Raw genomic sequence first — 24,325 nt, 5'->3', positions numbered from 1 at the left:
AGACTGCATAGTTACAAGGCAAAAATAAATCCGACGCAGCACTAAACTCAAAAAAAATGTACAATTGTGTGTCGGAACAAACATATTGTTAGTTATAAGTATAATCAAACAACCATGAATAAAAAAAACATAGCTGTTGTTTATGGCGGCGATTCATCGGAAATAATTGTGTCGCGAAAAAGCGCCCGGGGAGTATTGTCTTTTATCGACGACGCTAAATATGATTCGATACCTGTTTTAATTACTTCGGATAAATGGGTGGCCGAGGTAAACGGGCAGGAATTTCCAATTGATAAAGATGATTTTTCTTATTCGATACATGGGGAAAAAAAGTTTTTTGATTGTGCGTATGTAACTATTCATGGAACTCCCGGCGAAGATGGCAAGTTGCAGGGGTATTTTGATATGATAGGTATGCCTTACTCTACTTGTGGAGTGTTGCCGGCATCGCTATCGTTTAATAAGTTTGCCTGTAATACGTACCTAAAAGGTTTTGGTGTATTGGTGGCCGATTCGCTGCTGATCAGAAAAGGCACAGAATATAACATAGATCATATTATCGATACTCTTGGTGTACCGTGTTTTATTAAGCCCAACGCGGGAGGTTCCAGCTTTGGAATTACCAAGGCTCAAAAAATATCGGAAGTAAAACCTGCCATCGAAAAAGCCTTTAGCGAGAGCAACGAGGTGATCATCGAAAAATTTGTCGACGGAAAGGAATTTACCTGCGGATTATATAAAATCGTGGGAAAAGAAACCGTTTTCCCAATTACAGAAGTTATTCCTGCCAATGATTTTTTTGATTTTGAAGCCAAATACAACGCCGATAAAGCGGAGGAAATTACGCCGGCACGTTTGCCACAGGAAACTGCTGAAAGGATGCAAAAAATTACTTCGCTGATTTATGATATACTCGGCTGTAAAGGTATCGTACGAATCGACTATATTCTAAAGGAGAACAACATCTTTTTGCTGGAGGTAAATACCACACCGGGTATGACGGCTACCAGTTTTATTCCTCAGCAAATTAAAGCTGCGGGCTTAAATATAAAGGAAGTTTTCACAGAGATTATCGAAAGTTCTATGTCTCAATAGTTTGAATTTTAGGTCATTTTTTACACTTTTGTCGTCGATAACATTAAATTAACACAGCATTGTTCTTTGTGTTGCTAACAAGGATTTTTGCGCTCCGAATATTAGTGTGGGAAAATGATTTTTAAAAGAACGATAGTTTTTATTTGTATTTTATTACTTGCTAATGTTTTAAAGGCTCAGAAACAAGAGCTTAGAGTGTTGGTTCTGGAACAATTTAAAATTGATCCGTCCTGGACAACCACTTTTGATGGTGGATTTTATAAGGGATATAACGGAGCAGATTGGACACGTTGGGGCATTAGAAATCTTACCGCCTACAAATTAAGCGGGAATGTGTCTGTGGACGTTGGTTTTATGTATAATCGCACCGCAACTCCCGATAAGGTTGTGCAAAGTGAATTTCGTCCTCATCAATCTATAAAGTTTATGTATCCGCGGATGGCACATATGTCATTCTCGCACCGGTTTAGGATGGAAGAGCAGTTCTATACTTACAATCGTGACCGGGAAAACAAAAATGCCTCACGGTTCAGATATGAGATTAAAACCAAGCGGGCTTTTAACACTAATAAAAACATTGAAGCTAAAACGCCATATTGGATGGCCTCGGTTGAGTTCTTTTTTAACCCGGTAGGCAAAATGGAGCATGACCATATTTTGTTCAACAGGGGGAGACATGGGATTGGAATCGGTTATAAGCTAAACTCAAAAACTTCTCTAGAAGGAACTTTATTTTATCAGCACACCCACAGCAATACTAACTTCTCCGATTATTCCGACATCGCTATTTTCAATGTATATATTAAAAACAGTTTGTTTTCGAGGAAATAAAAGGCTGCCTTCAAATCATAAAAGCAGCCCTTGTTTACCATTATTGTTATAATTTATACCGACATGTTAATGATGTATCGTTAAACCTACTACCTCGAAAAAATCGGGTAGGTTATCGGCAGAATTGCTCCATATAATTAAAGAATTATCGAGCATTAATTTTCGCCCTGTGTAAAATTCTTACCCAAGGCGAAGGGTCAAGATGATATTACTTTCCAATTAACTCGTATTCCTCGGGAGTACCACAAGCACAAATCAGGTTTCTGTCGCCAAAGGCATCGTCAACCCTGGCTACGGTCAGCCAAAATTTATTCTCACGAATCCATTCCAGTGGGAATGCCGCTTTTTCACGTCCATATGGGTGTGTCCACTCGTCGGATACCACCTTGTAATCGGGGTGAGGAGCATTTTTAAGAACGTTATCTTCCCTGTCCACAGCACCGGACTCTACTTCTTTAATTTCATTGTAAATTCCTTGCAGTGCTTCAATAAATCTATCCAATTCTTGTAAAGATTCACTTTCCGTAGGTTCTATCATTAAAGTTCCATGTACAGGGAATGATAATGTTGGCGCATGGAAGCCATAGTCCATCAGTCGTTTGGCAATATCAAGTTCTGTGATCCCAGCACTGTTTTTAAAGTGGCGGCATTCAAGTATCATTTCGTGTGCTACCCTTCCTTTTTCTCCGGTGTAAAGTATACCGTAGCCATCTTTTAAATGATGTGCCAAATAATTTGCATTAAGAATAGCCATCTCTGTTGACTTGGTTAAGCCATCACTTCCCAGCATTTTTATATAACCATAGGTAATGGGTAATACGCTGGCACTTCCCCATGGGGCAGCAGCTACAGCTGAAATACCTTTGCGTCCGGTCTGAACAACAGGGTGTGTGGGTAAAAACTCCACCAAATGTTTGGCTACGCCAATGGGGCCAACCCCAGGTCCACCGCCACCGTGTGGGATGGCAAAGGTTTTATGAAGGTTCAAGTGGCAAACGTCGGCTCCTATCAAGCCCGGATTGGTCAGCCCAACCTGGGCGTTCATGTTGGCACCGTCCATATAAACTTGTCCACCATTCTTGTGGATAATCTCACAAATTTCAACTACAGAAGCCTCAAATACGCCGTGAGTGGAAGGGTAGGTGATCATTAAGGATGATAATGTATCCTTGTGTTTTTCTGCTTTTTCTTTTAAGTCGGCTACATCAATGTTTCCTCTTTCATCACATTTAACCACTACTACTTTCATTCCGGCCATTACGGCACTCGCCGGGTTGGTTCCGTGAGCCGACGATGGGATGATGACCACGTTTCTTTGATCTTGGCCTTTGCTTTGGTGATAAGCCCTAATGACCATTAAGCCTGCATATTCGCCTGCTGCTCCGGAGTTTGGCTGAAGGCTAACGTCAGCAAATCCCGTTATCTCGGCCAAATCTCTTTTTAATTCGGCAAAAAGAAGGTGATAACCTGCTGCCTGGTCTCCGGGAACAAAGGGGTGGATGCCCCCAAACTCAATCCAGCTCAGCGGAAGCATTTCGGTAGCGGCATTCAGTTTCATGGTACACGAACCTAACGAGATCATCGAGTGTGTCAAAGAAATATCCTTGCGTTCCAGCTTTTTGATATATCTGACCATTTCTGTTTCGGAGCGATAGTGCTTAAATATTTCTTGTTGCAGATAATCACTGCTTCTTAAATATTCATTATTGATGGTACAGGCATCTGGTATTTCTCTAATTTCAGGTTCCTCGATACAGGCAGCACGGGCAAACACCTCCAATATCCAGTTGACATCTTCCAGATTGGTTGTTTCGTCAATGCTTAAACCAACATCGCCGTTCTCGAAATAACGGAAGTTCATTTCCAATTCCAGAGAATACTTCTCAATTAAATCAACCGAAGCATGTTGAGCCATCGAGAACCTGATGGTATCAAAATAGTTTTGGTTAAGCTGTTTGTAGCCTAATTTTTCAATTTCTTCTGTTAATAAGGATGCTATATTATGAATTTGTCCGGCAATTCTTTTAATACCCTCTGCACCATGGTACACGGCATAGAAACCGGCCATAGTAGCAAGTAGTGCCTGTGCAGTACAGATATTAGAAGTAGCCCTTTCGCGCTTAATATGCTGTTCGCGTGTCTGTAGAGCCATCCTTAAGGCACGGTTGCCGTTTTTATCTTTGGTAATTCCGATAATTCTGCCTGGCAAGAAGCGCTTGGCCGATTCCCTTGCAGCAAAAAAAGCGGCATGAGGACCACCATAGCCCATAGGTACCCCAAAACGCTGGGTAGATCCAAATACGATATCGGCTCCCCATTCCCCCGGAGGAGTTAACAAAGCAAGGCTCAATAAATCGGCCCCCACGGCTATTTTACATTCGCTTTCATGGGCTTTTTCAACAAGTGCCTTATAATCTTCAATGTTACCATCAGAGTTAGGGTACTGAACAATTACGCCAAAGTGTTTATCTGTTGGTTCATAGCTTCTCCAGTCGCCAAATTGTAATTCAATACCCAATGGGTTAGCTCTTGTTTCCAAAACGGCGCGGGTTTGGGGCCATACTTTTTCGTCCACAAAAATAATATTTGCACCGGCCTTGGCCATAGCTCTTGGGCGAGAGTTAAACATCATCACCATGGCTTCTGCCGCTGCTGTGGCTTCATCCAATAGGGATGCGTTCGCGATCTCCATTCCGGTAAGATCAATAACTACCGTTTGAAAGTTTAATAAAGCCTCCAGGCGACCCTGGGAAATTTCGGCCTGATAAGGTGTGTATGATGTATACCACACGGGGTTTTCCAAAACATTACGATGGATAACGGCAGGTGTTATGGTATCGTAATAACCCATCCCAATATAGGTGTTGTAAACCTTATTTTTACCGGCAATGTCCAATATTTTTCTAAAATACTGACGTTCCGTTATTCCCTGCGCCAATCGCAAGGGTTCCTTTAATCTAATGTTTGAAGGAACAGTCTCGTCAATTAATGCTTCCATTGAATCTGCACCAATGGTTTTTAGCATTTCGTCAATCTCATGGTCACGAGGTCCAATATGCCTTGCAACAAATTTATCAGTAGCCATATTCGTTTTATAGTTTATTGCCTATGGAAGCAAAGTAATGCCGCCAGGCTTTCCTGTTAAAATGATGGTGTTAAAGGTAAGATTTAAAGAAAATTATAAAAATGATGTTTATGGCTTTTAATGATGATTTTTGTCAGCGCCCCCTGTTGGCCTTTTCCAATTCTCCAGCTGATTTAGTATAATTGTATTTTGGCACTTACAGGTCAACTTTTTCTAATCTCATTTGAAAACGGCACAAGCAGTGTTTTTTATGGCATAATATGTGGGTTAAGACACAATGTGCAATTGTAGCAGGCAGTTCTGATATAAGTACAAAGTTATTTTTGAACGTTGTAATATTTTTTTGATAAAGGTATAGTAAATAGGAATTTGCTTCCTATATCAGTTTTGCTTTCAGCCCAAATATTTCCGTTATGTTTCTCAATGAATTCTTTACATAAGATTAGGCCTAAGCCAGTGCCGGTTTCATTTTCGGTGCCTTTAGTTGATGTGTTTTCGTTGATGTCAAATAGCTGGGGTTGGATTTTTGGTGAGATTCCAATTCCTGTATCTTCGACAGATATTTGCGCAAGCTGTTGTTTGTTTTTATTTGTTATGACGTGAGATTTTATTATAATGTCACCGCCTTTAGGTGTAAATTTAATGGCATTGGACACTAAATTCAGAATTATCGTATATATCATGTTTTTATCGGCAATTACCAATATTTCTTTTTCGGATTTCAACCCCAACTTTATTTCCTTGTTTTCCGCAGTTTCTTTTAATAAGGTAATTATTTCATTAATTAATGTTTTAATATTTATTTTTTCAGGTGAGAATTTAATGATTCCTGTTTGAGATTGTGCCCAGGTTAGTAGGTTTTCAAGTAGTTTGTAGGTTTTTAATGAGCAGTCGTTAATGTACTGAATATATGTTTCCCTTTCTTCATCTTTATACATAGTATGATTTTCCAGTAAGAGTTCGGTAAAACCTAATATGCCTCCAAACGGACTTTTTAAGTCATGCGCAATTATTGAGAAAAATTTGTCCTTTGTTTTGTTTGCTTTTTCTAGTTCCTGGGCTACAGCTTGTATTTCTTCTTTTTGGATAGTAAGCTTTTTGTTTACTTCTTCTATTCGTTTTTTTTGTTTAGCCAGAATAAGATTCGCTTTTCGTTTTTGCAATAGGTTATGAAGGACTGCCAAAGCTAAAACAATTGCTAGAATAATACCGCCAATTAAAGAATCTCTGATGATTTTCTGTTGTTTTTCTTGTTCAGTGTGTATGGCATCTTTTTTCTGTTGTTCAAACTCCATGGCTTCTCTTTCTTTTTGGTATTTGTACTGATATTCCAGATTTGCCATGGATTTTATATTTTCTTCGTTATACAAGCTGTCGCTCATATTTTTAAATAAAACAAAAAACTTGTAGGCCTCTTTATATTCACCTAAAGCAGCTTTACTTTGAGCTAATATTTCGGCACTTTGTTTTATTAAATCAATATTGCCAATATCATTGGCCATAGAAAAGGCTTTATTACCGTATTTTTGGGCTAAAAGGTATTTCTTTTGATTTGCATAAAGGACAGAAAGACCTACATAACATTTCATTTCAATTTGCATATTAGCAATAGCTTTGCCAATGTTTAATGATTGATTATAATACGAAATGGCCTCTGAATACATTTTTTGCAGATAGTATATTTCAGCGAGATCTTTATATGCGTTGGCCAAACCGGTTTTATTCCCAATTTCCTTTTGTAAAGTCAGTGCTTTTTGATGGTTTTCCCATGCCTTTTCATAATCACCTTTGTTTTTGTAAATTAGTCCCAAATACTCATAATTATATGTCAGACCTGTCTTAAAGCCAATTTGTTCAGAGTAGTCTAATCCTTTTTGGCAATATTCTATGGCTTTGGAGAATTCGCCTTGTATATTTAAAATAAAAGCAATATTGGAAGCAGATACTGCCGCATCTTTGTAATTTTTCTGCTTCTCATCTATCCAAAAACTTTTTTGATAGCACTCCAATGCCTTTGGAAAATTTCCTTGCACATTATAAACAACCCCTAAATTGTTGAGCGCATAGGAAATGGATTTTTTGTTGGTTAAGTTGTACGCAATATCAAGTGCTTTCTTTTCATAGTCTAATGCTAAAGCAAAGTTGCCAATGTCACAATAGTCTGTGCCTATGTTGGCGTAACTATGGCAAATTGCTAAACTATCCTTTAATTCAATGTTGATATCCAACGCTTTTTTCTTAAAGTCCAACGCTTTTACAACATCACCTTGGAAATAATAGATGTCTCCAATAGCCAGCATGTTCTTCGCCATTCCTTTTTTATCAGAAATATCTTCAAAAATAGTCTGGCTTTTTTGGGCATATTCCAGCACCTTTTCAAAATCGGATATTGTGTTGTAATAATTTGCCATTTGGTAAAAGGCTTCTGCTTTACCTTTGGAATAATTTAAGGCAATCGAAATATTATATGCCTCTGTTATATATTTTTTTGATGTCTCGGGGTTAATGTTTTGAAATGCATTGGCAGTTTCATTTAATAAATTAACCCTGGTGCTATCTTTTTTTGAGCGGATCTGTAGAAGGTTTTTAAGGCTGTCGGTTTTAACAGTTTGGGCATCAATGCCAAATATACTTATTGTGAATAACAGAACATACGAAAGGTAAAGGTTGTATCTCATATTGGGTTAATTCATTGTTCATTTGTTATTATGGGGATGTGTGTGGTGTCTAAATCTCAATAGGTTTTCATGTAAAAATAAAATAATTTACTAAAACATATCTTTTATTTTTTAAAAGATTTTTGTAATTAAATATTAATGATGGTTATTCAGTTTAAAAATGGATGAGTTGGAGAGAAGATAAACATGGAAGGAGAAGGGATAGGGTGCAATTAAAGCTTGAAGAGAAATGCACTTGAATGAACCAAGGCATCTCCCTTTTTATTTCTTTTACAAAAACTGATTGTGCTTTTTTTCGTGTCCAATGGTGGTCGAAGGACCATGGCCCGGGTATACTACGGTTTCGTCCGGTAAAGTTAAAAGGTGTGTTTTAATTCCCGAAATAAGGGTATCAAAATCGCCACCAGGCAAGTCAGCTCTGCCAATACTTTCTCTAAACAAAACATCGCCTGCAATAACTGTGTTTTCGTTTTCCATATAAAGGGCCACTCCACCGGGAGAGTGCCCGGGAATATGTAACATTTTAATGGTTGAGCCACCGAATTCAATCACCTGCGCATGTTGTAGGTATCCTTTGAGTGCTGGCGGGTTTTCTTTTATTGCAAATCCCATTTGAGTCGCATAAGGCACTGTCTGTTCAATCCAGAACTCATCTCCCTGATGTGCCTCGGCCCCCAGCTTGAAGTGTTCGCAAACAAAACGGTTTCCAAACACATGGTCCAGGTGCAAATGCGTATTCAATAATCTTACCGGTTTAAGATGGTTATCCTCTAAATACGAAACCAGATGTTGCTGTTCTTCATCTGTTAAGCAGCCGGGGTCAACAATAATGCAATCTCCATTTTCGGCAGCGATTATGTATGTGTTTTCTTGCCAGGGATTGTAAGTTAGCGGGTGAATTTTTAGCATAATTATTAGTTAATAAGTCACGGAACATTAGTTAATAGTCATTACGTTTAAATTACTAATGACTAATCATCCATTGACTATTTGTATGATTTGTTTTAAGTCAGAAATCTCGTTCATCAGTTGTCGGTCGTGTTTGTTTTTGTTAGGGTTGAAAAATACATAATCCAATCCAAAATTAATAGCACCGTCGATATCTGTGTCCAGATTATCGCCAATAATCAAGCATTCTTTCTTTCTGGCATTGGCACTTTTTACGGCATACTCAAAAAATGCGGTTTTAGGTTTTGAAGCTCCAATAGTTTCAGATATAAATATCTTAGAAAAATAATGCTGTAAATTACTGTTCTTTAGTTTTACAAATTGCACTTCCTTAAAGCCATTGGTAATAACGTGCAAGGTGTATCTTTGTTTAAGTTGCTCCAAAACTTCTTTTGTATTTGGCATTAAGGCTGTTTTGGTGGGGCTAACGGTAATGTAATCTTGGGCAAAACGCTGTGCGATAGATTCGTTGGTTATTCCTACTTCTGAAAATGGCGTGTAAAACCTGTCAAAATTCAAATGGTTTTTTGTAATTTTTCCTTTCCTGTATTGCGTCCAAAGTTGTTCGTTATGTTGTTCGTAACGTTCATAGAACGCTCCAAAACTCCTAAAAGAATCGCTTAATTTGTATTTTTCATACAGCTCCTCCAGCGTTTGAACAGAGTTCGTCTCAAAATCCCACAAGGTATGATCCAGGTCGAAAAAAAGGTGTTTGTATTTTTGCATAATGCATAAATTTGGAAGCAAAGATAAAGTTATTATAAATAACTTTTTTTGATTGTCCACAGATTATACAGATTGACGCAGATTTTTAGTTTTATGGCAATGTCAGGATATTCTTCTCGAATGGTTATTATAATGAACTAGAATGACAGTTTTGGGATAAATCCATAAATACATAAACTCCGCGAATCGCGGAGTTTATGTATCTGATCTCTTCCCGCAATCCAGGGGGACAGGTAATCTAAAAATCTCTTTGTGTAGTCCTTATCTAATTTACTTGGACCACCATAAATTTTGAGATGCTCCAGAATGCTTCCTTATCTAATATTTTAACTGTCTTGGTATCTTCTTCGCCATTAACCAGTTCATATGATCCTTCCGGGTGGCTGGTTAACATTTTAACTTTGGGGCGGAACAGTGGAATGTTTTCTACTTCCCGGATATCCACTTTTGTGAAATAGTCCTCGTTGAAATCTTCACTTAACACCTTTTGTTTTCCAAATAACGGAAGACCTTCACTTGAAATAACATTGTGTTCCTTTAATTCTTTTTTAGTGCCAAAGGCATAGTAAGCCGCATATAATTCAATTGTTGTAGAGTCGAGAACTTCTTGTGTGTTTTGTTTAACCGTTCTGATTGAATCGATCACCTCGGTCATTCCTTCCACAGTGAAATTAAGCGAAGCAATTTCAATATCCTTGGTGTTCAATTGTTCTTTCAACGCTATTATTTCAATACTCTTGTCTTTAAGCTGTCGGTTAAGGCGGCCTATCAGATTACTCATGTTCTTGTTTTCCAAACCTGAGGATTGCAAGTTTTGTTCAAGCTCGGCGATTTTTTCCTTGTTGGCTAACATCAGTTTGTAAATATCCTGAATGTCCTGATTGATCCTCCTTTGGATGTCCCTTGAATTTCCCTCGGGTGTTCCCATGTTTACATCAATGAGTTTCTCTTTTTCCTTGATTTCTTGAAGGTTCTGATCGATGGTCACTAAAGTGTTTACCAGGTCGTTCGTGATCTGTTGCTGTTCAATGGCAACGGAAACCAGCGAATCGTTTTGCTGCTCCAACGCTTTTTGCTTGGATGTGTTGCAAGCAATAATTGCTATGGCCAATAATGGTACAATAAGTGTTTTTCTCATGATGTGTTGTTTATGATTGATTTAAAATCTAAATTAAATTAAGATTTATTTTTCATTAACGTTGACTTTGGCGTATTTATTTTCCTTTTTTCCGGCAGGCTTGTCCTCTTTGCCTTCCAGAACAATTACAATTTCGCCTTTTACGGTTTTGGCGGCAAAGTGTTGGGTTACTTCGCTTAAGGTGCCTCGTTTGTTTTCTTCATGTAGCTTTGTTAGCTCTCTGCTAACGGAAACTTTCCTTCCTTCGCCAAACACATCAATAAATTGTTCCAGGGTTTTAACCAGCCTAAAGGGAGACTCGTAGAATATCATGGTTCTTGTTTCTTCCGTAAGTGATCGCAGCCTCTTTTGCCGGCCTTTCTTTTGTGGTAAGAATCCTTCAAAACAGAATCTGTCGTTGGGCAGGCCAGAATTAACCAACGCCGGAACAAAAGCTGTAGCTCCGGGTAAACACTCTACATTCACCCCCTGATCAACAGCATGTTTTACCAATAAAAAACCAGGGTCGGAGATGGCAGGCGTGCCCGCATCCGAAACCAACGCCCCGTTTTCTCCACCTAAAATTCTTTGCACAATCATATCTGATGTTTTGTGCTCGTTGAATTTGTGATGGGAATACATTTTCGACCCAATTTGAAAGTGTTTCAGCAAAAAACCTGTCTTACGTGTGTCTTCGGCCAAAATAAAATCTGCTTCCTTTAAAACAGTCAGCGCTCGCAGCGTAATATCTTCGAGATTCCCGATCGGGGTTGGTACTATATATAATTTGCCCATTATTATTTTCAGTGAGCAGTTAACAGTATTCAGAAAACAAATTATCAGCATGTACGGCTGACTGTTGACTGTCGACTGTTGACTGATTAAAACTTTCGTTCAATGTAACTAAAAAACGCCTTAGTGACTTCTTGTTCTTCGTCCCAGTTAAAATTCGATTGAATAAATGATTGGGCCGTTATAAAATCTGGCATATCGTTAAGTTGTTGTAGCGTTTGGTTTAATACTTCAATTTTACCACCAAACAATTCCCTTTGAAACATAAAACGGTCGTTAATTCCTAAACCTTTGGTTAGATCCTGGATGGGTTTGCCCTTGAGGGGCTTTTGAATAGTAGAGACCTGAGTATTGGCAATTAACTCGTTTACCGATTTTTTTTCGGAAACCAATGATTCGCCAATGGTTTTTGGATTATCACCCGGTTTGGCTTCTATATTTTCAAATTTTGAATCAGCCTGTTCGATTATCTCTGGTTTATCCTCCTTTGAAACGTCCTGGGGTATTTCAATGGCCTGCTTCTCTTCAGCAACAGTCTTTTTAGTAATCGGCTCTGGATTTATAATTTCCTTTGCAGGCTCTTCCTTTTGTTCAGGTTCAACAACTTGGGGTGTTTCTTCTACAGGTGTTGCCGCAACAGTCAAAGTTTTAACTGGTGCAGTAGTTGCTTCTGCCCCATTTATATGTTTAAGTAATTTAAATTCTTCGGTAATATTTGCGAGCTTACTTTCCGTTAAATCCAGAAATGCACCAGGGATATCTTGTTGACCATGAAATGATTTGACAAGGGTTTCTATTTCGGAAATATCTTTAATAATAATATTGAGTAGTGTTTCTTTGTCCATAATAATATCAATTCAAGCTCTTTTTTCTTATTTTGCAAAGTTAGTGATAATATCCAGTATTAAATACCAATATAAAAGTAGCAAGAAAAATACCAAAAACAGAATAGCTTGCCATCTTGATGCTTTTTTATTTTTTTATGATAAAATGTTTTTAGAGAACAAAATAAACAAAGAAGGAAAGCACGGTTGGATAGAAGTGATTGCAGGCTCTATGTTTTCGGGTAAAACAGAGGAATTGCTTCGGCGGTTGCGAAGGGCGAAAATAGCCAGGCAACAGGTCGAAATATTTAAGCCCCATTTAGATGTGCGTTATAGTGATGAAGAAGTTGTTTCACATGATGAAAACTCAATTCTGTCGACACCTGTGGAAACATCTGGAAATATTTTGTTGTTAACCGGAAATGTTGATGTGGTTGGGATTGATGAGGCACAATTCTTCGACCAAGGATTAACACATGTTTGTTCGCAACTGGCCGATCAAGGCATTCGGGTTATCGTGGCCGGGCTGGACATGGATTTTAAAGGTAAACCTTTTGGACCTATGCCTCAGTTAATGGCTTGTGCCGAATACGTGACTAAGGTACATGCCATTTGTATGAAGTGTGGCGATTTGGCACAATTTTCTCACCGTTTGTCTGACGAGGAAAAATTAGTAATGTTGGGCGAAAGAGTTGAGTATGAGCCTTTATGTCGCACCTGCTATTGTAAAGTCAATAAAAAATAATAAGAATGCAGGAATATCTCTTTAGTGAAGTAAGCCAGTGGATACCATGTAAGTCTATTGTCAATAATGACATGGTTTTTTCGAACCTAATTACCGATAGCCGCACAGTGGGTATTCCTGAAAAAGCGATGTTCGTAGCTATTTCCGGTCAAAACCATAACGGACATGATTATATTCCCTCCCTTTATCAGCAAGGAGTTCGCTGTTTTATGGTGGAGCGTGATTTTGATTATGCTACAGGACTGGATGGGGCTAATTTTTTGGTGGTTGAAAATACCTTGTTGGCATTTCAACAGTTGGTGGCCAAAAAAAGAAACGCATATTCTTGCCCGGTTGTTGGAATTACAGGAAGCAACGGCAAAACGGTTGTGAAAGAATGGATATCACAATTGATAGGCAATTCAAAATTAATAGTTCGTTCTCCCAAAAGTTACAACAGCCAAATTGGTGTGCCTCTTTCGGTATGGCAAATGGATGCGAAAACCGAACTGGGTGTTTTTGAGGCTGGGATATCCCAGAGAGGCGAAATGGAAAAAATAGCCCCGATTATTTCGCCATCGATTGGCGTACTGACCAATATTGGCACTGCACATCAGGAGAACTTTACCTCTCAACTCGAAAAACTAAAGGAAAAAATTAAGCTTTTTAAAAATAGCAGTACCATCATATTTTGTTCAGATTCTACTTTTGTTAAAAATGAAATTCAATCTGAATATGCAAACAAAAAGTTGTTTACTTGGGGGCGTGGAGATGAGGCTAGCCTGCAGTATTTATCAAAAAAAGCCAAAGGAACAGAAACCGCTATCCAATTACAGTATCATGCCCAGCAATATGAAGTTTTTATTCCATTTTCTGATGACGTTTCTTTTGAAAATGCCTTAACCGCCATTTCCGTTCTTCTAGTGTTGGGTTACGATTTTGAATATATATCAAAATCACTGAGGGATTTGGTACCCGTGGCTATGCGAATGGAATTAAAAGAGGGCATTAACAATTGCATAGTGATAAACGATTCCTACAATTCCGATTTATCCTCTTTGGTTTTGTCACTGGCGTTTTTAGTTCAGCAAAGTCGGGATAAAACAGAAAAGCGTACTTTGATCCTTTCGGATATTTACCAAAGTGGCATCGGGAACAAAAAGTTGTGTTTTCAAATTAATGAATTGCTAAAACAAGTAGGTGTTACTAAACTGGTGGGTGTGGGAAATATTCTTAAATCACATGCTCATATGTTTGATTTGGATGGCATATTTTATGACACTACAGAGGAATTGCTTCAAAGTTTGGTTCCCAATTCTTTTAAAAACGAAGCTATTCTCATAAAGGGTTCAAGAAATTTTGGATTCGAGAAGGTCTCTTCCGTACTGGAGATGAGACATCATCAGACCAGTTTGGAAATTAACTTAAATGCATTGGTGGATAACTTAAATTATTATCGCTCTAAGCTAAACGATAAAACCAAGGTCTTGGCCATGGTTAAAGCATTTAGTTATGGTAGTGGTTCTTTTGAGATTGCCAATGTTTTGCAGCATCAAAAGGTAGACTATCTGGGCGTTGCTTTTGCGGATGAGGGCGTTGAGTTACGTAAATCCGGGATTTCGTTACCTATTGTTGTGATGAATCCTGAAGCAAAAAGTTTTCCTATGATGTTAGAGCATCAACTTGAGCCGGAATTATATGGGTTTAAGGTTTTTAATCAGTTTGTAAACTTATTGGCAAAGGAAGGGATTTCAAATTATCCCGTTCATATAAAGTTAGATACAGGGATGAACCGTTTGGGATTTGTGTCCAGCGAAATAAAACAACTCACACAAGTATTAAAACAAACTCACGAAATTAGTGTAAAGTCTTGTTTCTCGCATTTAGTGGGAAGCGATGACGCTCAGTTCGATGAATTTACCCAGGAGCAGATAAATAGGTTTTCTGATTTAACAACACGATTGGAAAAAGAATTGGGATATTCTTTTATCAAGCATATTTTAAACTCGGCAGGTATTTTAAGGTTTCCCCAGGCACAGTTTAATATGGTTCGTTTGGGAATTGGCATGTACGGGGTAGGTGCAATTGAACAAGAAAATCTTAAGCCTGTAACCCGTTTTAAATCTTATATTTCACAAATTAAAAGCGTGAAGGCGGACGAAACTATTGGTTACAACCGTAAAGGAGTGTTGGCGTATGATGCTGAAATAGCCATAGTTCCCGTAGGTTATGCTGATGGATTAAACCGAAAGTTAGGTAATGGAGCGGGTAAAATGATGGTGAAAGGGCAATTGGCAGCCATTGTTGGAAATGTTTGTATGGATATGTGCATGATAGACGTAACAGGACTTTTGGCAAAAGAGGGTGATGAGGTAGAGGTTTTTGGCCCACACAACCCGGTAGAAAATATTGCGCAAGCCCTGGATACCATTCCTTACGAAGTGTTTACAAGCATTAGCAGAAGAGTGAAAAGGGTTTACTATTACGAGTAAGAATAACTTTTTTCATTAGATTAACAATTTTGCCTCTTAACTCCAAAGGACTAGCCCAATTTAGAAATCTTCTCCAATTTTTCGGGATCCAATATTCTAATGATTCTGCCATCAACGGTAATTACCTCTTCGTTCACGAAGGTAGATAAGGTGCGGATGGCATTGGATGTGGTCATATTGGAAAAATTGGCCAAGTCTTCGCGCGACAAGTACACGTTTAGGGTAGTGCCATCTTCGTCAAACCCGTAAATCTCTTTTAACACCAATAAGCTCTCAGCTAATCTTCCGCGGATATGTTTTTGGGTAAGTGTTACGGTTCTATACCTGGAGAAACCAAGTTCCTGCGCAAGGGAACGGATTATATTTAAACTAAATTTATGGTTGTTTTCCAAAAGCTCAAAAACAAGTGCCTTGGGAATATAAAATATAGTGCAGGGTTCAATAACAACTGCCGAAGCCACATGAGGACCTTCCGCAAAGAAAGCCCGATAACCAATAAAACTCGTGGGATTTGCCATGCGTACAATCTGATCTCTGCCACCAAACCCAAGCTTGTATACTTTCACTTTCCCCGATCCAAGGCAAAGCAAACCATCAGGGACTTCACCTTCCTGATAAATCACTTCATTTTTTTTGTAATGTATGGCCTTATGGTTGTGCAGTACTTTCTCTTTTTCTTCTTCCGTAAGTACATCGTAAAGCTGAGAAATGTCTTTGATGGTAGGTTCTTTGATTTCAGTTTTTTCGGCTCTTCTTGGCATATTGGATATGTTGTACAACATGTAAATTTCAGCCAAAAATAGAAAAAAGCCCACATACTCACAAGTAAAACAGGGTAATGCGGACTTTTTTATTTAATAAAGGTGGTTGAACCGTATTATTTCAACGTTGAAATTAGAACCTGGATACCAATGGTATTCTCCTGCCTAATCCAAAGGCTTTGGATGAAACCCTTATAATAGGTGCTGTTTGAAAGCGCTTGTACTCATTGATATTAACCATTCTGACCGCTTTTTTTACCACTGCTTCATCAAATCCTGCGGCAATAATTTTTGCAGGAGATTCATTTTTTTCGATGTAATTGAATAAAACCTGGTCCAATACATCATAGTCAGGTAGAGAGTCGCTGTCCTTTTGGTCGGGACGAAGCTCTGCAGATGGTGGTTTTACAATGGTGTTTTCTGGTATTACTTCATCGTTTCGGTTAATGAATTTTGCCAAAGCAAACACATCGGTCTTGTACACATCACCTAAAACGGAAAGCCCGCCATTCATGTCGCCGTATAAAGTACCGTACCCAACAGCGGCTTCACTTTTATTGGAAGTGTTTAATAAGATATGTCCAAATTTATTAGACAGTGCCATGAGCAAGGTTCCTCGTATTCTGGCTTGAATGTTTTCTTCTGTAACATCAGGATTTAAACCTTCGAACAGGGAGGACATTGTGCTGTCAAAACTACCCACTATGTCCTTAATAGGGACAATGTCGTATCGGATACCCAGATTGTTGGCCAGATCTTCCGCGTCCTTAATAGAGTGATCCGAAGAATATTTCGAGGGTAAAAGAAGCACTCTCACGTTTTCCGGACCAAGCGCACGCGCGGCAATAACTGCAGTTACGGCAGAGTCGATACCACCGGACAGCCCCAATGTGGCTTTTTTGAAACCCATTTTCTCAAAATAATCCCTAACGCCCAATACCAACGCATCGTGAATCATATCCAGTTTTTCCTTTGGAACCGGTTCTATCACATTGGCATGCTCAATGTCTTCCAATTTGCAGTACTGAATATCTTCACTAAAGGAATTAAGCTGATTTACAATTTTACCCTGGCTGTTTACCACCAAAGAGCTACCGTCGAAAACCAGTTCGGTATTCGCACCAATCTGGTTTACATAAACAAACGGTATTTCGTTTTTTGCAGCCTTGTTTCTAATAATTTGCTGACGAATCTGCCCTTGATTGTAGGAGAATGGAGAGGCTGCAATGTTTACCACAAAATCGGGGTTGAGCTGTTTTAACTCTTTCATTGGTGACTTGGTGTACAACTTGCTTTTTGCAAAAGAATTGGCCACAGGTTGCTCATCCCATAAATCCTCGCAAATCGTTAATGCTATTTTTTTGTCCTTTACATCAATCAAACTAAACTCGCTATTAGGCTGGAAGTAACGGTACTCATCAAACACATCGTAGTTGGGCAGTAGCGTTTTATGATGAACTGATTTTATCTTGCCCTCACTAAGTACATATGCCGAGTTAAATAACTTCTTTCCTTTTGGTTCCGGGTTTATGCTGGGGCAGCCTACAATAGCGATAATGTGCTTGCATTTTTCGGCAATCAGGTCAACCTGTTGCAAGCACTGTTCTACAAATTCTTCCCTTTCCAGCAGGTCGAGCGGGGGATATCCGCAGACAGCTAGTTCGGAGAATACGATCAAATCACATCCATCATTTTGTGCTTTTTCGATGGCTTCAATAATTTTTTTGGTGTTGGATGCGAAATTTCCAACATGGTAGTTCAATTGAGCAAGCGCTATCTTCATTTATTAGGAACTTATGAATTATTTCTTGGTAAGCGGTAGTGTTTTTAAAATATGACTCCAAAGTTAAACACCAGGCGGTTCAATATCGTTTTATCGTCAATGGTGCCATTGTCAGTTATATCCGAAAGACCTTGGTTGTATGTCAATCCAAATTTCAAATAGGCGTCACCACCCACCGAATATTGCATGCCACCTCCAAATCGGTAGCCTAAGTTAAAAAGTTTTACTTCATCATTAATGTTTTTACCAGATCCATCATTGGTTTTAATGTTGACCATCCCTGACAAGCCAAAAACGCCATAGTAACTGGCACGCTGAAAATCACTGGTCTGTAACTTTAAGGCAAGTGGTACTTCAAGGTATTTTAACCTGTATTCCAGTGTTGAATTGGCATCGTAAGCAACTTCTTCTCCTCCCACATTAAAATCAATTGGATTTTTATAACGTAGTTTGCCACCTGTTGTGTTAATTGTTAATCCCGTTGAGATAGCATAGTTTTGGGCAAAGAACTTATCCATTTCAAAGCCAAAATTGTACCCCATCAAATTCCCGTTTCCATCGGCGGCAGTATTGTCCGATTTCAACCAACTGATTTGGGGACTAAGTACAAAGGCAAACCTGTAATCAGATTCTCTGCCTGACCTGGTTTGCGCAAAAATCGTAGATGCAACAAGTAACATCAATATGAGCAGTAAGGTTGTGTTTTTCATCTCTTAAATTTTAGCTAAACCATGATAACCAGTGCGTATTTCAATCGTGTGCTTGTTTATGACCTGATTATTTGCTCCCTGCCTATGGCGGACAGGGGACGTGTCGGTTTCATGGTATAATGATTATTTGATTAGTTAAAAATATTGCAAACTTAATAAATTAATAGCGATTAGCTTTTAGCCATGGCATGTTTTAGTAGTAATCGATTAATACTCCGGTTCCTTTGTTACATTCTCCGCTCTTAAGCCAAAACGCCGGGCGATAAAACTTATTGCAATCAATTGCAGCGAATGATATACCATTATCGGGATAATGAAGATTCCTTGCGAAGCCATGTTTTTAAATAGCACGTTTGCCATTACCGAACCATGAATCAGCGACTTTTTGGAACCACAAAACAAAGCCGTAATCTGATCCTCTTTCGAGAAGTTTAGTCTTAGCGTGATAACAAATACAATACCATAAATAAGGGTGAACGTGCATATGATTATTACAACCGTTGTAATTAGGTGTGATAACTTAATGTCATCGAAAACATTGGCGACAAAGGATTTGCCAAAGCTGTTGTAAACAATCATAAGGATGATACTTTTATCGAACAAGGTTAAATACCTGCCGTATTTTCGGGCAGTGTTGCCTAAATATTTATTTAGTGATAGTCCCAGAATTACAGGGCATAAAATTTTCAGTATTAAGCTGGTCACAATTCCCGCAAGGTCGAAATCGCTTTCCGCCGTGTGCATAAATAAACCCATCCAAAGGGGTGTAATAATAATACCAATTAAGCCGGAAATACTGGCGTTAAATATCGCCCCCGGTATATTTCCTTTGGCAATAGATACCATGACCACCGATGAAGATACGGTAGACGGGAGTGCTGCCATAAAAAATAATGCCAACCAAAGTAAATGGATTTCTTCTGTTTTTACCAATGGGCGTAAGCAGATCATTAACAAGGGGAATAATGCAAAAGTCGTTAGCTGAACCAAGATATGAAGTCTGAAATTCGACAGTCCTTTTGCCATGTTCCTGGGGCTCAGTTTCAATCCGTAAAAAAAGAAAATCAGCGAGATTCCAACGGATGTTGCGGTTGTGAGTTGGATGGGGCTGTTCTCATCTCCAATACCAGGATACAGATAAGCGAGTAGTATCATGCACAGCAAGCCAACAATAAATCCATCTATCTTTTTGAGCATTTTGTTTTGTTTGCCGCAAAAATACTAAATGTATTAACAAACTTACTTGATATCAGCCTAATTCCATTTGCAAAATGATAAGGATAGGTATTTTGTGCTAAAATATTTAAGTTTGGTGTCGTTAAATTTTAAGTGAAATCAGATGTGTACTTTTGCTAATAAGTTTGTACTGTTATTTTGTATTGTGTTGGGTGTTACCTTTTTTTCGTGTAAGGATAAAAACATGTATCCCGATGTAAGCGATATTGGGATTGATATAAACGTTATTCCAATCTATCAGGATATACACGGCATGGATACCATGAAAGTGGGCGAGGAGATTGCTCCGGTCATTGCTAAATATCCAGAGTTTATGACGGCGTACAGTTATAAAATAGCAAAACTTGGCAATCCCGAAGCACAGGAATATGCGGATCGTTTGTATGGTTTTGTTACCTATCCTGCCAATAAAGATATCTACCGGAAGTCAAAGGAAATATTTCCTGACTTCAATGATTTTCAGAAGCAACTGGAGAAAGGATTTAAGTATTACAAGTATTACTTTCCGGAGATGCCTGTTCCGGATGTCTATCTGATGATATCAGGTTTCAGCCAATCCATAGCCGTGGATTCGGCCTGGGTAGGTGTGAGTATTGAAAAGTATCTTGGACAGGATTGTGAGTTTTATGCGTGGCTGGGCATACCCAAATATCTTCGGAAGGGTATGGTTAAGGAAAAGATGGCGCCTGATGTTTTGAGAGCCATAGCTATGACCAATTATTCTAATGCCAGGGAGGTGGACGACTTAATCAACAATATGGTCTACCAAGGCAAGGTAAGGTATTTTGTGCACCGGATGTTTCCCGATATTCAAGATACCTTGCTTTTTGATTATTCAAAGGAACAGATGCATTGGTGCAATAATCACGAATCGGATATGTGGGCATCGCTTGTTGAGTGGAAACATCTTTTTAAGGAAGATAGAATGTTGATTCAGAAATATACGGGAGATGCTCCTTTTACCTCAAACTTTGGCAATAATTCGGCACCAAGAGCCGGTGAGTTTCTCGGATACAAGATCATAGCGTCTTACATGAATAAAAACAAAACGGTAAGTTTAAAAGATTTAATGGAAGAAACGGACGGTCGTAAAATACTGGCAGCATCAAATTATCGGCCATGACGGATGTGGTAAGTCAGAAGAAAATACTACGGCAGCAAATAAACGATCAAAAAAAGCTGCTGACTGCGGAAATAAGAAATCGGCAGGCAAAGCAGGTCTTTGACCAGCTTGAACAACAAGATACTTTTATTCATTCGGATCATATGTTGTGTTATTGGTCGCTGCCCGATGAGTTGCCTACGCACGAATTTATGAATAAGTGGTATAGGAAAAAGAATTTTTACCTTCCCAAAGTGGTGGGCGTGGAATTAAGTTTGCATTTGTATAAAGGAGAATCATCCTTGAGCAAAGGTGCTTATGGTATTTGGGAACCAACAGGTGCTGAATTGCTACAGCCGGAAGTGATTGATGTAATTATTGTTCCGGGAGTCGCTTTTGCAGCTTCCGGAAACCGGATGGGTCGAGGTGGGGGATACTACGACAGGTTATTGCCTAAATTGCAAAGCGCTTATAAAGTCGGTGTGGGGTTTAATTTTCAGCTGGTTGAAGGTATACCGACTGAGCCACACGATATAAATATGGATTGTGTGATAACCGGCAGGACATAAAAAAACCCGCTTTGTTAAAAGCAGGGTTTAAATTCTTTCTCGATAAATCATTATGCCGGATGGATAGCCTCGGTCGGACAAACATCAGCGCAAGAACCGCAGTCAGTGCAAGCTTCAGCATCAATTTTATAGATATCACCCTCAGAAATAGCATCTACCGGGCATTCATCAATGCATGTTCCACATGCAATACAATCTTCGTTAATAACGTAAGCCATTTTTGTAATGTTTTTAATTAGTATTAGAAAAGCAAATGTATTTTCTTTTTTTTTATATTAAAACAATATCATCGGTTTTAAGTTTATTTGAAATGTTTTTAAATAAGTTTTATGGGTCGAAAATTACTTTGAAATATCCCTAAGTCCTTTGTAGTCAACTTAAAATATCTAAGGCGATATAGGCCATCAGTCCGACGGAAGTTTCCAGAGATGATTCGTTGAGGCTGAATCCCGGGGTGTGTAACCCACCGGTATGGATATGGTTTGGTTGTTTAACCCCAAAGCGATAAAAAGTACAAGGGTAGGCTTGTGTGTAATACCCGAAATCCTCAGCCGTCATCCTGATATCCATTTTGTGAACATGCTTGTGGCCGAGAAATTCTTGCGCGGCAGTATACGCTTTTTCAGTGACCTCCGTATCATTTGTAACCACAGGATATCCATCGTTAATTTTCACCTCGCATGTTGCACCCATGCTCTCCGCCATTTCGGTGGATATTTTACGGATCTGGGCTTTAATTTTTGCGCGCCATTCCTCGTTCATCGTCCTTAGTGTACCTGCTATTTCCACTTTTTCGGGTATTATGTTGGTGGCGCCATCCGCAATGACTTTCCCAAATGACAATACGGTTGGAATATTTGCAGGAACCATTCGGGCAACAATCTGCTGCAGCGACACAATAATATTGGCCGCAATTAACACATTGTCGTTTAAAGTGTGTGGCATGGCGGCGTGTCCGCCCTTTCCTTTAATGGTCAAATATACCTCATCGCCCGAAGCCATGTACATTCCCTCCTTAAAACCAACATGGCCTGTTTCCATATCAGGCAGCACGTGTTGGCCAATTATGATTTCCGGTTTAGGATTGTCTAACGCCCCTTCTTCCATCAAAAGTTTGGCGCCACCCGGAAATTTTTCCTCGCCCGGCTGGAAAATCAGCAAAATAGTCCCTTCCCACTGGTCTTTTAATTCGTTTAATATTTTTGCGGTGCCCAACAATGAGGCAGAATGTGCATCGTGTCCGCAGGCATGCATGACTCCTTTGTTGCACGATTTAACAGGATTATCCTCATTCTCGATAATGGGTAATGCATCCATATCAGCCCTTAAGGCGATCACCTTTTTGTCAGGATTTTTTCCTTTGATGGTTCCGATAATGCCCGTTTTCACATAGCCCGCCTTGTATGGTATTCCGTACGCGTCCAACTTGGAACAGATATATTTTGACGTGTTAAATTCTTCAAACGAAAGCTCCGGGTTCTCGTGAATATGCCTTCTGATTTCTATAATTTCGGGATAGTATTTTTGGGTTAGCTCTTGAACTTTTTGCTTCAAATCCATAATTACTTTTTAAAATATGATTCCTGCAAATATACTATTATGATTTAAAGGACGGACAATGCTTTCGGTTAATCGCAGTTCTTCCATGTTTGTAATGACCTGCAATTGTATATAGCGCTGACAAGGGCAGCAAACCCTGTAACGGGTGGACGCAGTTAGCTTATAGGATTAAAAAATGTAGTAGGAAATTTCGATAATTTTACCATTGAGCTACCGAATTAGATCAAAAACTCTATTTTTACCCTAAAAAAAATATGGGACATCATCATCATGACCATTATCACGGGCATCATCATCCCGAATTACAGGGTAAGAACCTGATGATTGCCATATTGCTAAATGTACTGATTACAGTTTCGCAAATCATAGGCGCCATATTGAGCCACTCCCTATCCTTAATGACAGATGCCTTGCATAACCTTTCGGATGTAATGGCTCTGGTGATTAGTTATGTGGCTAATAAGTTGGCCAAAAGGAAACCCACGAACAGGCAGTCTTTTGGATATAAAAGAGCCGAAATTTTGGCGGCCTTCATCAATGCTGCGACGCTTTTGGGCATTTCTATATATTTAATTGTGGAAGCTATTGAACGCATGGTAATGTCAAAAAGTGTTGAAGTAGGTGGCGAATTGGTGATGTGGCTGGCCGGATTAAGTATTGTAGCCAACGGTTTAAGTGTGTTGCTGATACAAAAAGATGCCAGGAATAGCATGAACATGAAAGCGGCCTATCTTCATCTTTTCTCCGACATGCTTACTTCTATTGCTGTATTGATAGGTGGTTTTTTAATGATGAATTATAAATTGTATTGGGTGGATAGTTTGTTGTCGGTAATTATTGCCGTGTACCTGATCGTTTCCAGTTGGAAACTGGTGATAGGTGCCATGAAAGTGTTGATGCAGTTTACCCCGCAAGATATTGACCTAGATAAGATAAAGGAAGTAATCTGTGGGTTGAACCAGGTTGAAAACGTACATCATGTGCATATTTGGCAGCTTACCGATCATGAGATACATTTCGAGGCGCATATCGATTGTTCGGAAGATTTGATATTGTCGCAAGTAGATAAGGTGATGGACAAGGTGCGAGAACTGCTACATCACGAATTTAATATCCACCATGCTACCCTTCAGCCGGAATTTCATGTTTGCGATGATAAGTCGCTGATTGCGTATGGGGAGTAGGAGATTTTTTATGTTTGGGCTGTGACTAATCGAAGTCAACGTTCTGCGTTTTTGATTTATCTTGGTTCTGGCTTGTTCTGGGTAATGTTGGCCAATAGGCTGTTTTCG

At 39.1% G+C, this 24,325-nt stretch carries 20 protein-coding genes; 7 read left to right on the top strand and 13 right to left on the bottom strand.

The window, feature by feature from the left end; genetic code table 11:
* Positions 1-114 precede the first annotated feature (114 nt).
* Both ACRD64_RS02460 and ACRD64_RS02455 read left to right on the top strand, forming a co-directional pair.
* Positions 115-1,095: a D-alanine--D-alanine ligase gene (locus ACRD64_RS02460; protein WP_430931571.1), complete on the top strand. Its 981-nt coding sequence runs from the start codon at positions 115-117 to the stop codon at positions 1,093-1,095.
* A gap of 114 nt (positions 1,096-1,209) precedes the next feature.
* Positions 1,210-1,926, top strand: a complete 717-nt coding sequence (locus ACRD64_RS02455; protein WP_430931570.1) for a DUF2490 domain-containing protein — start codon at positions 1,210-1,212, stop codon at positions 1,924-1,926.
* A 208-nt stretch (positions 1,927-2,134) separates the two neighbouring features.
* On the opposite strand, the gene gcvP is transcribed toward ACRD64_RS02455, so the two are convergent.
* From gcvP to ACRD64_RS02420, 7 genes are all read right to left on the bottom strand, one after another.
* On the bottom strand, positions 2,135-5,011 hold the full coding sequence (gene gcvP / locus ACRD64_RS02450) for an aminomethyl-transferring glycine dehydrogenase (RefSeq protein ID WP_430931569.1): 2,877 nt from the start codon (positions 5,009-5,011) through the stop codon (positions 2,135-2,137).
* A gap of 317 nt (positions 5,012-5,328) precedes the next feature.
* On the bottom strand, positions 5,329-7,689 hold the full coding sequence (locus tag ACRD64_RS02445; RefSeq protein WP_430931568.1) for a tetratricopeptide repeat-containing sensor histidine kinase: 2,361 nt from the start codon (positions 7,687-7,689) through the stop codon (positions 5,329-5,331).
* 270 nt (positions 7,690-7,959) lie between these two features.
* The gene (locus tag ACRD64_RS02440; protein ID WP_430931567.1) at positions 7,960-8,598 is read right to left on the bottom strand and encodes an MBL fold metallo-hydrolase; all 639 of its coding nucleotides are present in this window, start codon (positions 8,596-8,598) and stop codon (positions 7,960-7,962) included.
* A 66-nt stretch (positions 8,599-8,664) separates the two neighbouring features.
* On the bottom strand, positions 8,665-9,363 hold the full coding sequence (locus ACRD64_RS02435; RefSeq protein WP_430931566.1) for a YjjG family noncanonical pyrimidine nucleotidase: 699 nt from the start codon (positions 9,361-9,363) through the stop codon (positions 8,665-8,667).
* A gap of 265 nt (positions 9,364-9,628) precedes the next feature.
* A complete protein-coding gene (locus ACRD64_RS02430) occupies positions 9,629-10,501 on the bottom strand; it encodes a hypothetical protein (protein ID WP_430931565.1) in 873 nt (290 codons plus the stop codon).
* Between the two features lie 45 nt (positions 10,502-10,546).
* Positions 10,547-11,275, bottom strand: coding sequence for a 16S rRNA (cytidine(1402)-2'-O)-methyltransferase (gene rsmI, locus ACRD64_RS02425; protein WP_430931564.1), 729 nt, complete (start codon positions 11,273-11,275; stop codon positions 10,547-10,549).
* A gap of 86 nt (positions 11,276-11,361) precedes the next feature.
* Entirely contained in the window at positions 11,362-12,117 is a 756-nt protein-coding gene (locus tag ACRD64_RS02420) for a hypothetical protein (RefSeq protein ID WP_430931563.1), read from the bottom strand.
* Positions 12,118-12,262: 145 nt separating this feature from the next.
* Between ACRD64_RS02420 and ACRD64_RS02415 the strand changes: the two genes are divergently transcribed.
* Positions 12,263-12,841 (top strand): thymidine kinase, encoded by a 579-nt coding sequence (locus ACRD64_RS02415; protein WP_430931561.1) that lies wholly within the window; start codon positions 12,263-12,265, stop codon positions 12,839-12,841.
* A gap of 5 nt (positions 12,842-12,846) precedes the next feature.
* Positions 12,847-15,312 carry a bifunctional UDP-N-acetylmuramoyl-tripeptide:D-alanyl-D-alanine ligase/alanine racemase gene (locus ACRD64_RS02410; RefSeq protein ID WP_430931560.1) on the top strand — a complete coding sequence of 822 codons (2,466 nt, stop codon included), beginning with the start codon at positions 12,847-12,849 and terminating at the stop codon, positions 15,310-15,312.
* Positions 15,313-15,362: 50 nt separating this feature from the next.
* On the opposite strand, the gene ACRD64_RS02405 is transcribed toward ACRD64_RS02410, so the two are convergent.
* From ACRD64_RS02405 to ACRD64_RS02390, 4 genes are all read right to left on the bottom strand, one after another.
* Positions 15,363-16,073 (bottom strand): Crp/Fnr family transcriptional regulator, encoded by a 711-nt coding sequence (locus ACRD64_RS02405; protein ID WP_430931558.1) that lies wholly within the window; start codon positions 16,071-16,073, stop codon positions 15,363-15,365.
* Between the two features lie 133 nt (positions 16,074-16,206).
* Positions 16,207-17,856 (bottom strand): NAD+ synthase, encoded by a 1,650-nt coding sequence (locus ACRD64_RS02400; RefSeq protein WP_430931556.1) that lies wholly within the window; start codon positions 17,854-17,856, stop codon positions 16,207-16,209.
* Positions 17,857-17,900: 44 nt separating this feature from the next.
* Complete coding sequence (locus ACRD64_RS02395; protein ID WP_430931554.1) at positions 17,901-18,566, bottom strand: porin family protein; 666 nt, start codon at positions 18,564-18,566, stop codon at positions 17,901-17,903.
* 207 nt (positions 18,567-18,773) lie between these two features.
* The gene (locus tag ACRD64_RS02390; RefSeq protein WP_430931552.1) at positions 18,774-19,763 is read right to left on the bottom strand and encodes a bile acid:sodium symporter family protein; all 990 of its coding nucleotides are present in this window, start codon (positions 19,761-19,763) and stop codon (positions 18,774-18,776) included.
* A 142-nt stretch (positions 19,764-19,905) separates the two neighbouring features.
* Here ACRD64_RS02390 and ACRD64_RS02385 point away from each other — a divergent pair, with 142 nt between their 5' ends.
* Both ACRD64_RS02385 and ACRD64_RS02380 read left to right on the top strand, forming a co-directional pair.
* Positions 19,906-20,925 (top strand): gliding motility protein GldB, encoded by a 1,020-nt coding sequence (locus tag ACRD64_RS02385; RefSeq protein ID WP_430931551.1) that lies wholly within the window; start codon positions 19,906-19,908, stop codon positions 20,923-20,925.
* Positions 20,922-21,473 (top strand): 5-formyltetrahydrofolate cyclo-ligase, encoded by a 552-nt coding sequence (locus ACRD64_RS02380; RefSeq protein ID WP_430931549.1) that lies wholly within the window; start codon positions 20,922-20,924, stop codon positions 21,471-21,473. The genes ACRD64_RS02385 and ACRD64_RS02380 overlap by 4 nt, the downstream gene beginning before the upstream one ends.
* A 50-nt stretch (positions 21,474-21,523) precedes the next feature.
* On the opposite strand, the gene ACRD64_RS02375 is transcribed toward ACRD64_RS02380, so the two are convergent.
* Positions 21,524-21,691 carry a DUF362 domain-containing protein gene (locus tag ACRD64_RS02375; RefSeq protein ID WP_430931548.1) on the bottom strand — a complete coding sequence of 56 codons (168 nt, stop codon included), beginning with the start codon at positions 21,689-21,691 and terminating at the stop codon, positions 21,524-21,526.
* 154 nt (positions 21,692-21,845) lie between these two features.
* Positions 21,846-23,033 (bottom strand): M20 metallopeptidase family protein, encoded by a 1,188-nt coding sequence (locus ACRD64_RS02370; RefSeq protein ID WP_430931547.1) that lies wholly within the window; start codon positions 23,031-23,033, stop codon positions 21,846-21,848.
* A gap of 254 nt (positions 23,034-23,287) precedes the next feature.
* Between ACRD64_RS02370 and ACRD64_RS02365 the strand changes: the two genes are divergently transcribed.
* Positions 23,288-24,217 (top strand): cation diffusion facilitator family transporter, encoded by a 930-nt coding sequence (locus ACRD64_RS02365; RefSeq protein WP_430931546.1) that lies wholly within the window; start codon positions 23,288-23,290, stop codon positions 24,215-24,217.
* Positions 24,218-24,325 lie beyond the last annotated feature (108 nt).

Source organism: Saccharicrinis sp. 156 (assembly GCF_050589685.1).
GTDB lineage: Bacteria > Bacteroidota > Bacteroidia > Bacteroidales > Marinilabiliaceae > Saccharicrinis.
The sequence above is the reverse complement of the archived record's forward strand: the minus strand, read 5'-3'. Positions and strand labels throughout refer to the sequence as shown.

Excerpts from the sequence above, each read along its gene's own strand:
- ACRD64_RS02460 (WP_430931571.1), top strand. The coding sequence starts at position 115 with ATGAATAAAAAAAACATAGCTGTTGTTTATGGCGGCGATTCATCGGAA.
- ACRD64_RS02455 (WP_430931570.1), top strand. The coding sequence starts at position 1,210 with ATGATTTTTAAAAGAACGATAGTTTTTATTTGTATTTTATTACTTGCT.
- gcvP (WP_430931569.1), bottom strand. The coding sequence starts at position 5,011 with ATGGCTACTGATAAATTTGTTGCAAGGCATATTGGACCTCGTGACCAT.
- ACRD64_RS02445 (WP_430931568.1), bottom strand. The coding sequence starts at position 7,689 with ATGAGATACAACCTTTACCTTTCGTATGTTCTGTTATTCACAATAAGT.
- ACRD64_RS02440 (WP_430931567.1), bottom strand. The coding sequence starts at position 8,598 with ATGCTAAAAATTCACCCGCTAACTTACAATCCCTGGCAAGAAAACACA.
- ACRD64_RS02435 (WP_430931566.1), bottom strand. The coding sequence starts at position 9,363 with ATGCAAAAATACAAACACCTTTTTTTCGACCTGGATCATACCTTGTGG.
- ACRD64_RS02430 (WP_430931565.1), bottom strand. The coding sequence starts at position 10,501 with ATGAGAAAAACACTTATTGTACCATTATTGGCCATAGCAATTATTGCT.
- rsmI (WP_430931564.1), bottom strand. The coding sequence starts at position 11,275 with ATGGGCAAATTATATATAGTACCAACCCCGATCGGGAATCTCGAAGAT.
- ACRD64_RS02420 (WP_430931563.1), bottom strand. The coding sequence starts at position 12,117 with ATGGACAAAGAAACACTACTCAATATTATTATTAAAGATATTTCCGAA.
- ACRD64_RS02415 (WP_430931561.1), top strand. The coding sequence starts at position 12,263 with ATGTTTTTAGAGAACAAAATAAACAAAGAAGGAAAGCACGGTTGGATA.
- ACRD64_RS02410 (WP_430931560.1), top strand. The coding sequence starts at position 12,847 with ATGCAGGAATATCTCTTTAGTGAAGTAAGCCAGTGGATACCATGTAAG.
- ACRD64_RS02405 (WP_430931558.1), bottom strand. The coding sequence starts at position 16,073 with ATGCCAAGAAGAGCCGAAAAAACTGAAATCAAAGAACCTACCATCAAA.
- ACRD64_RS02400 (WP_430931556.1), bottom strand. The coding sequence starts at position 17,856 with ATGAAGATAGCGCTTGCTCAATTGAACTACCATGTTGGAAATTTCGCA.
- ACRD64_RS02395 (WP_430931554.1), bottom strand. The coding sequence starts at position 18,566 with ATGAAAAACACAACCTTACTGCTCATATTGATGTTACTTGTTGCATCT.
- ACRD64_RS02390 (WP_430931552.1), bottom strand. The coding sequence starts at position 19,763 with ATGCTCAAAAAGATAGATGGATTTATTGTTGGCTTGCTGTGCATGATA.
- ACRD64_RS02385 (WP_430931551.1), top strand. The coding sequence starts at position 19,906 with ATGTGTACTTTTGCTAATAAGTTTGTACTGTTATTTTGTATTGTGTTG.
- ACRD64_RS02380 (WP_430931549.1), top strand. The coding sequence starts at position 20,922 with ATGACGGATGTGGTAAGTCAGAAGAAAATACTACGGCAGCAAATAAAC.
- ACRD64_RS02375 (WP_430931548.1), bottom strand. The coding sequence starts at position 21,691 with ATGGCTTACGTTATTAACGAAGATTGTATTGCATGTGGAACATGCATT.
- ACRD64_RS02370 (WP_430931547.1), bottom strand. The coding sequence starts at position 23,033 with ATGGATTTGAAGCAAAAAGTTCAAGAGCTAACCCAAAAATACTATCCC.
- ACRD64_RS02365 (WP_430931546.1), top strand. The coding sequence starts at position 23,288 with ATGGGACATCATCATCATGACCATTATCACGGGCATCATCATCCCGAA.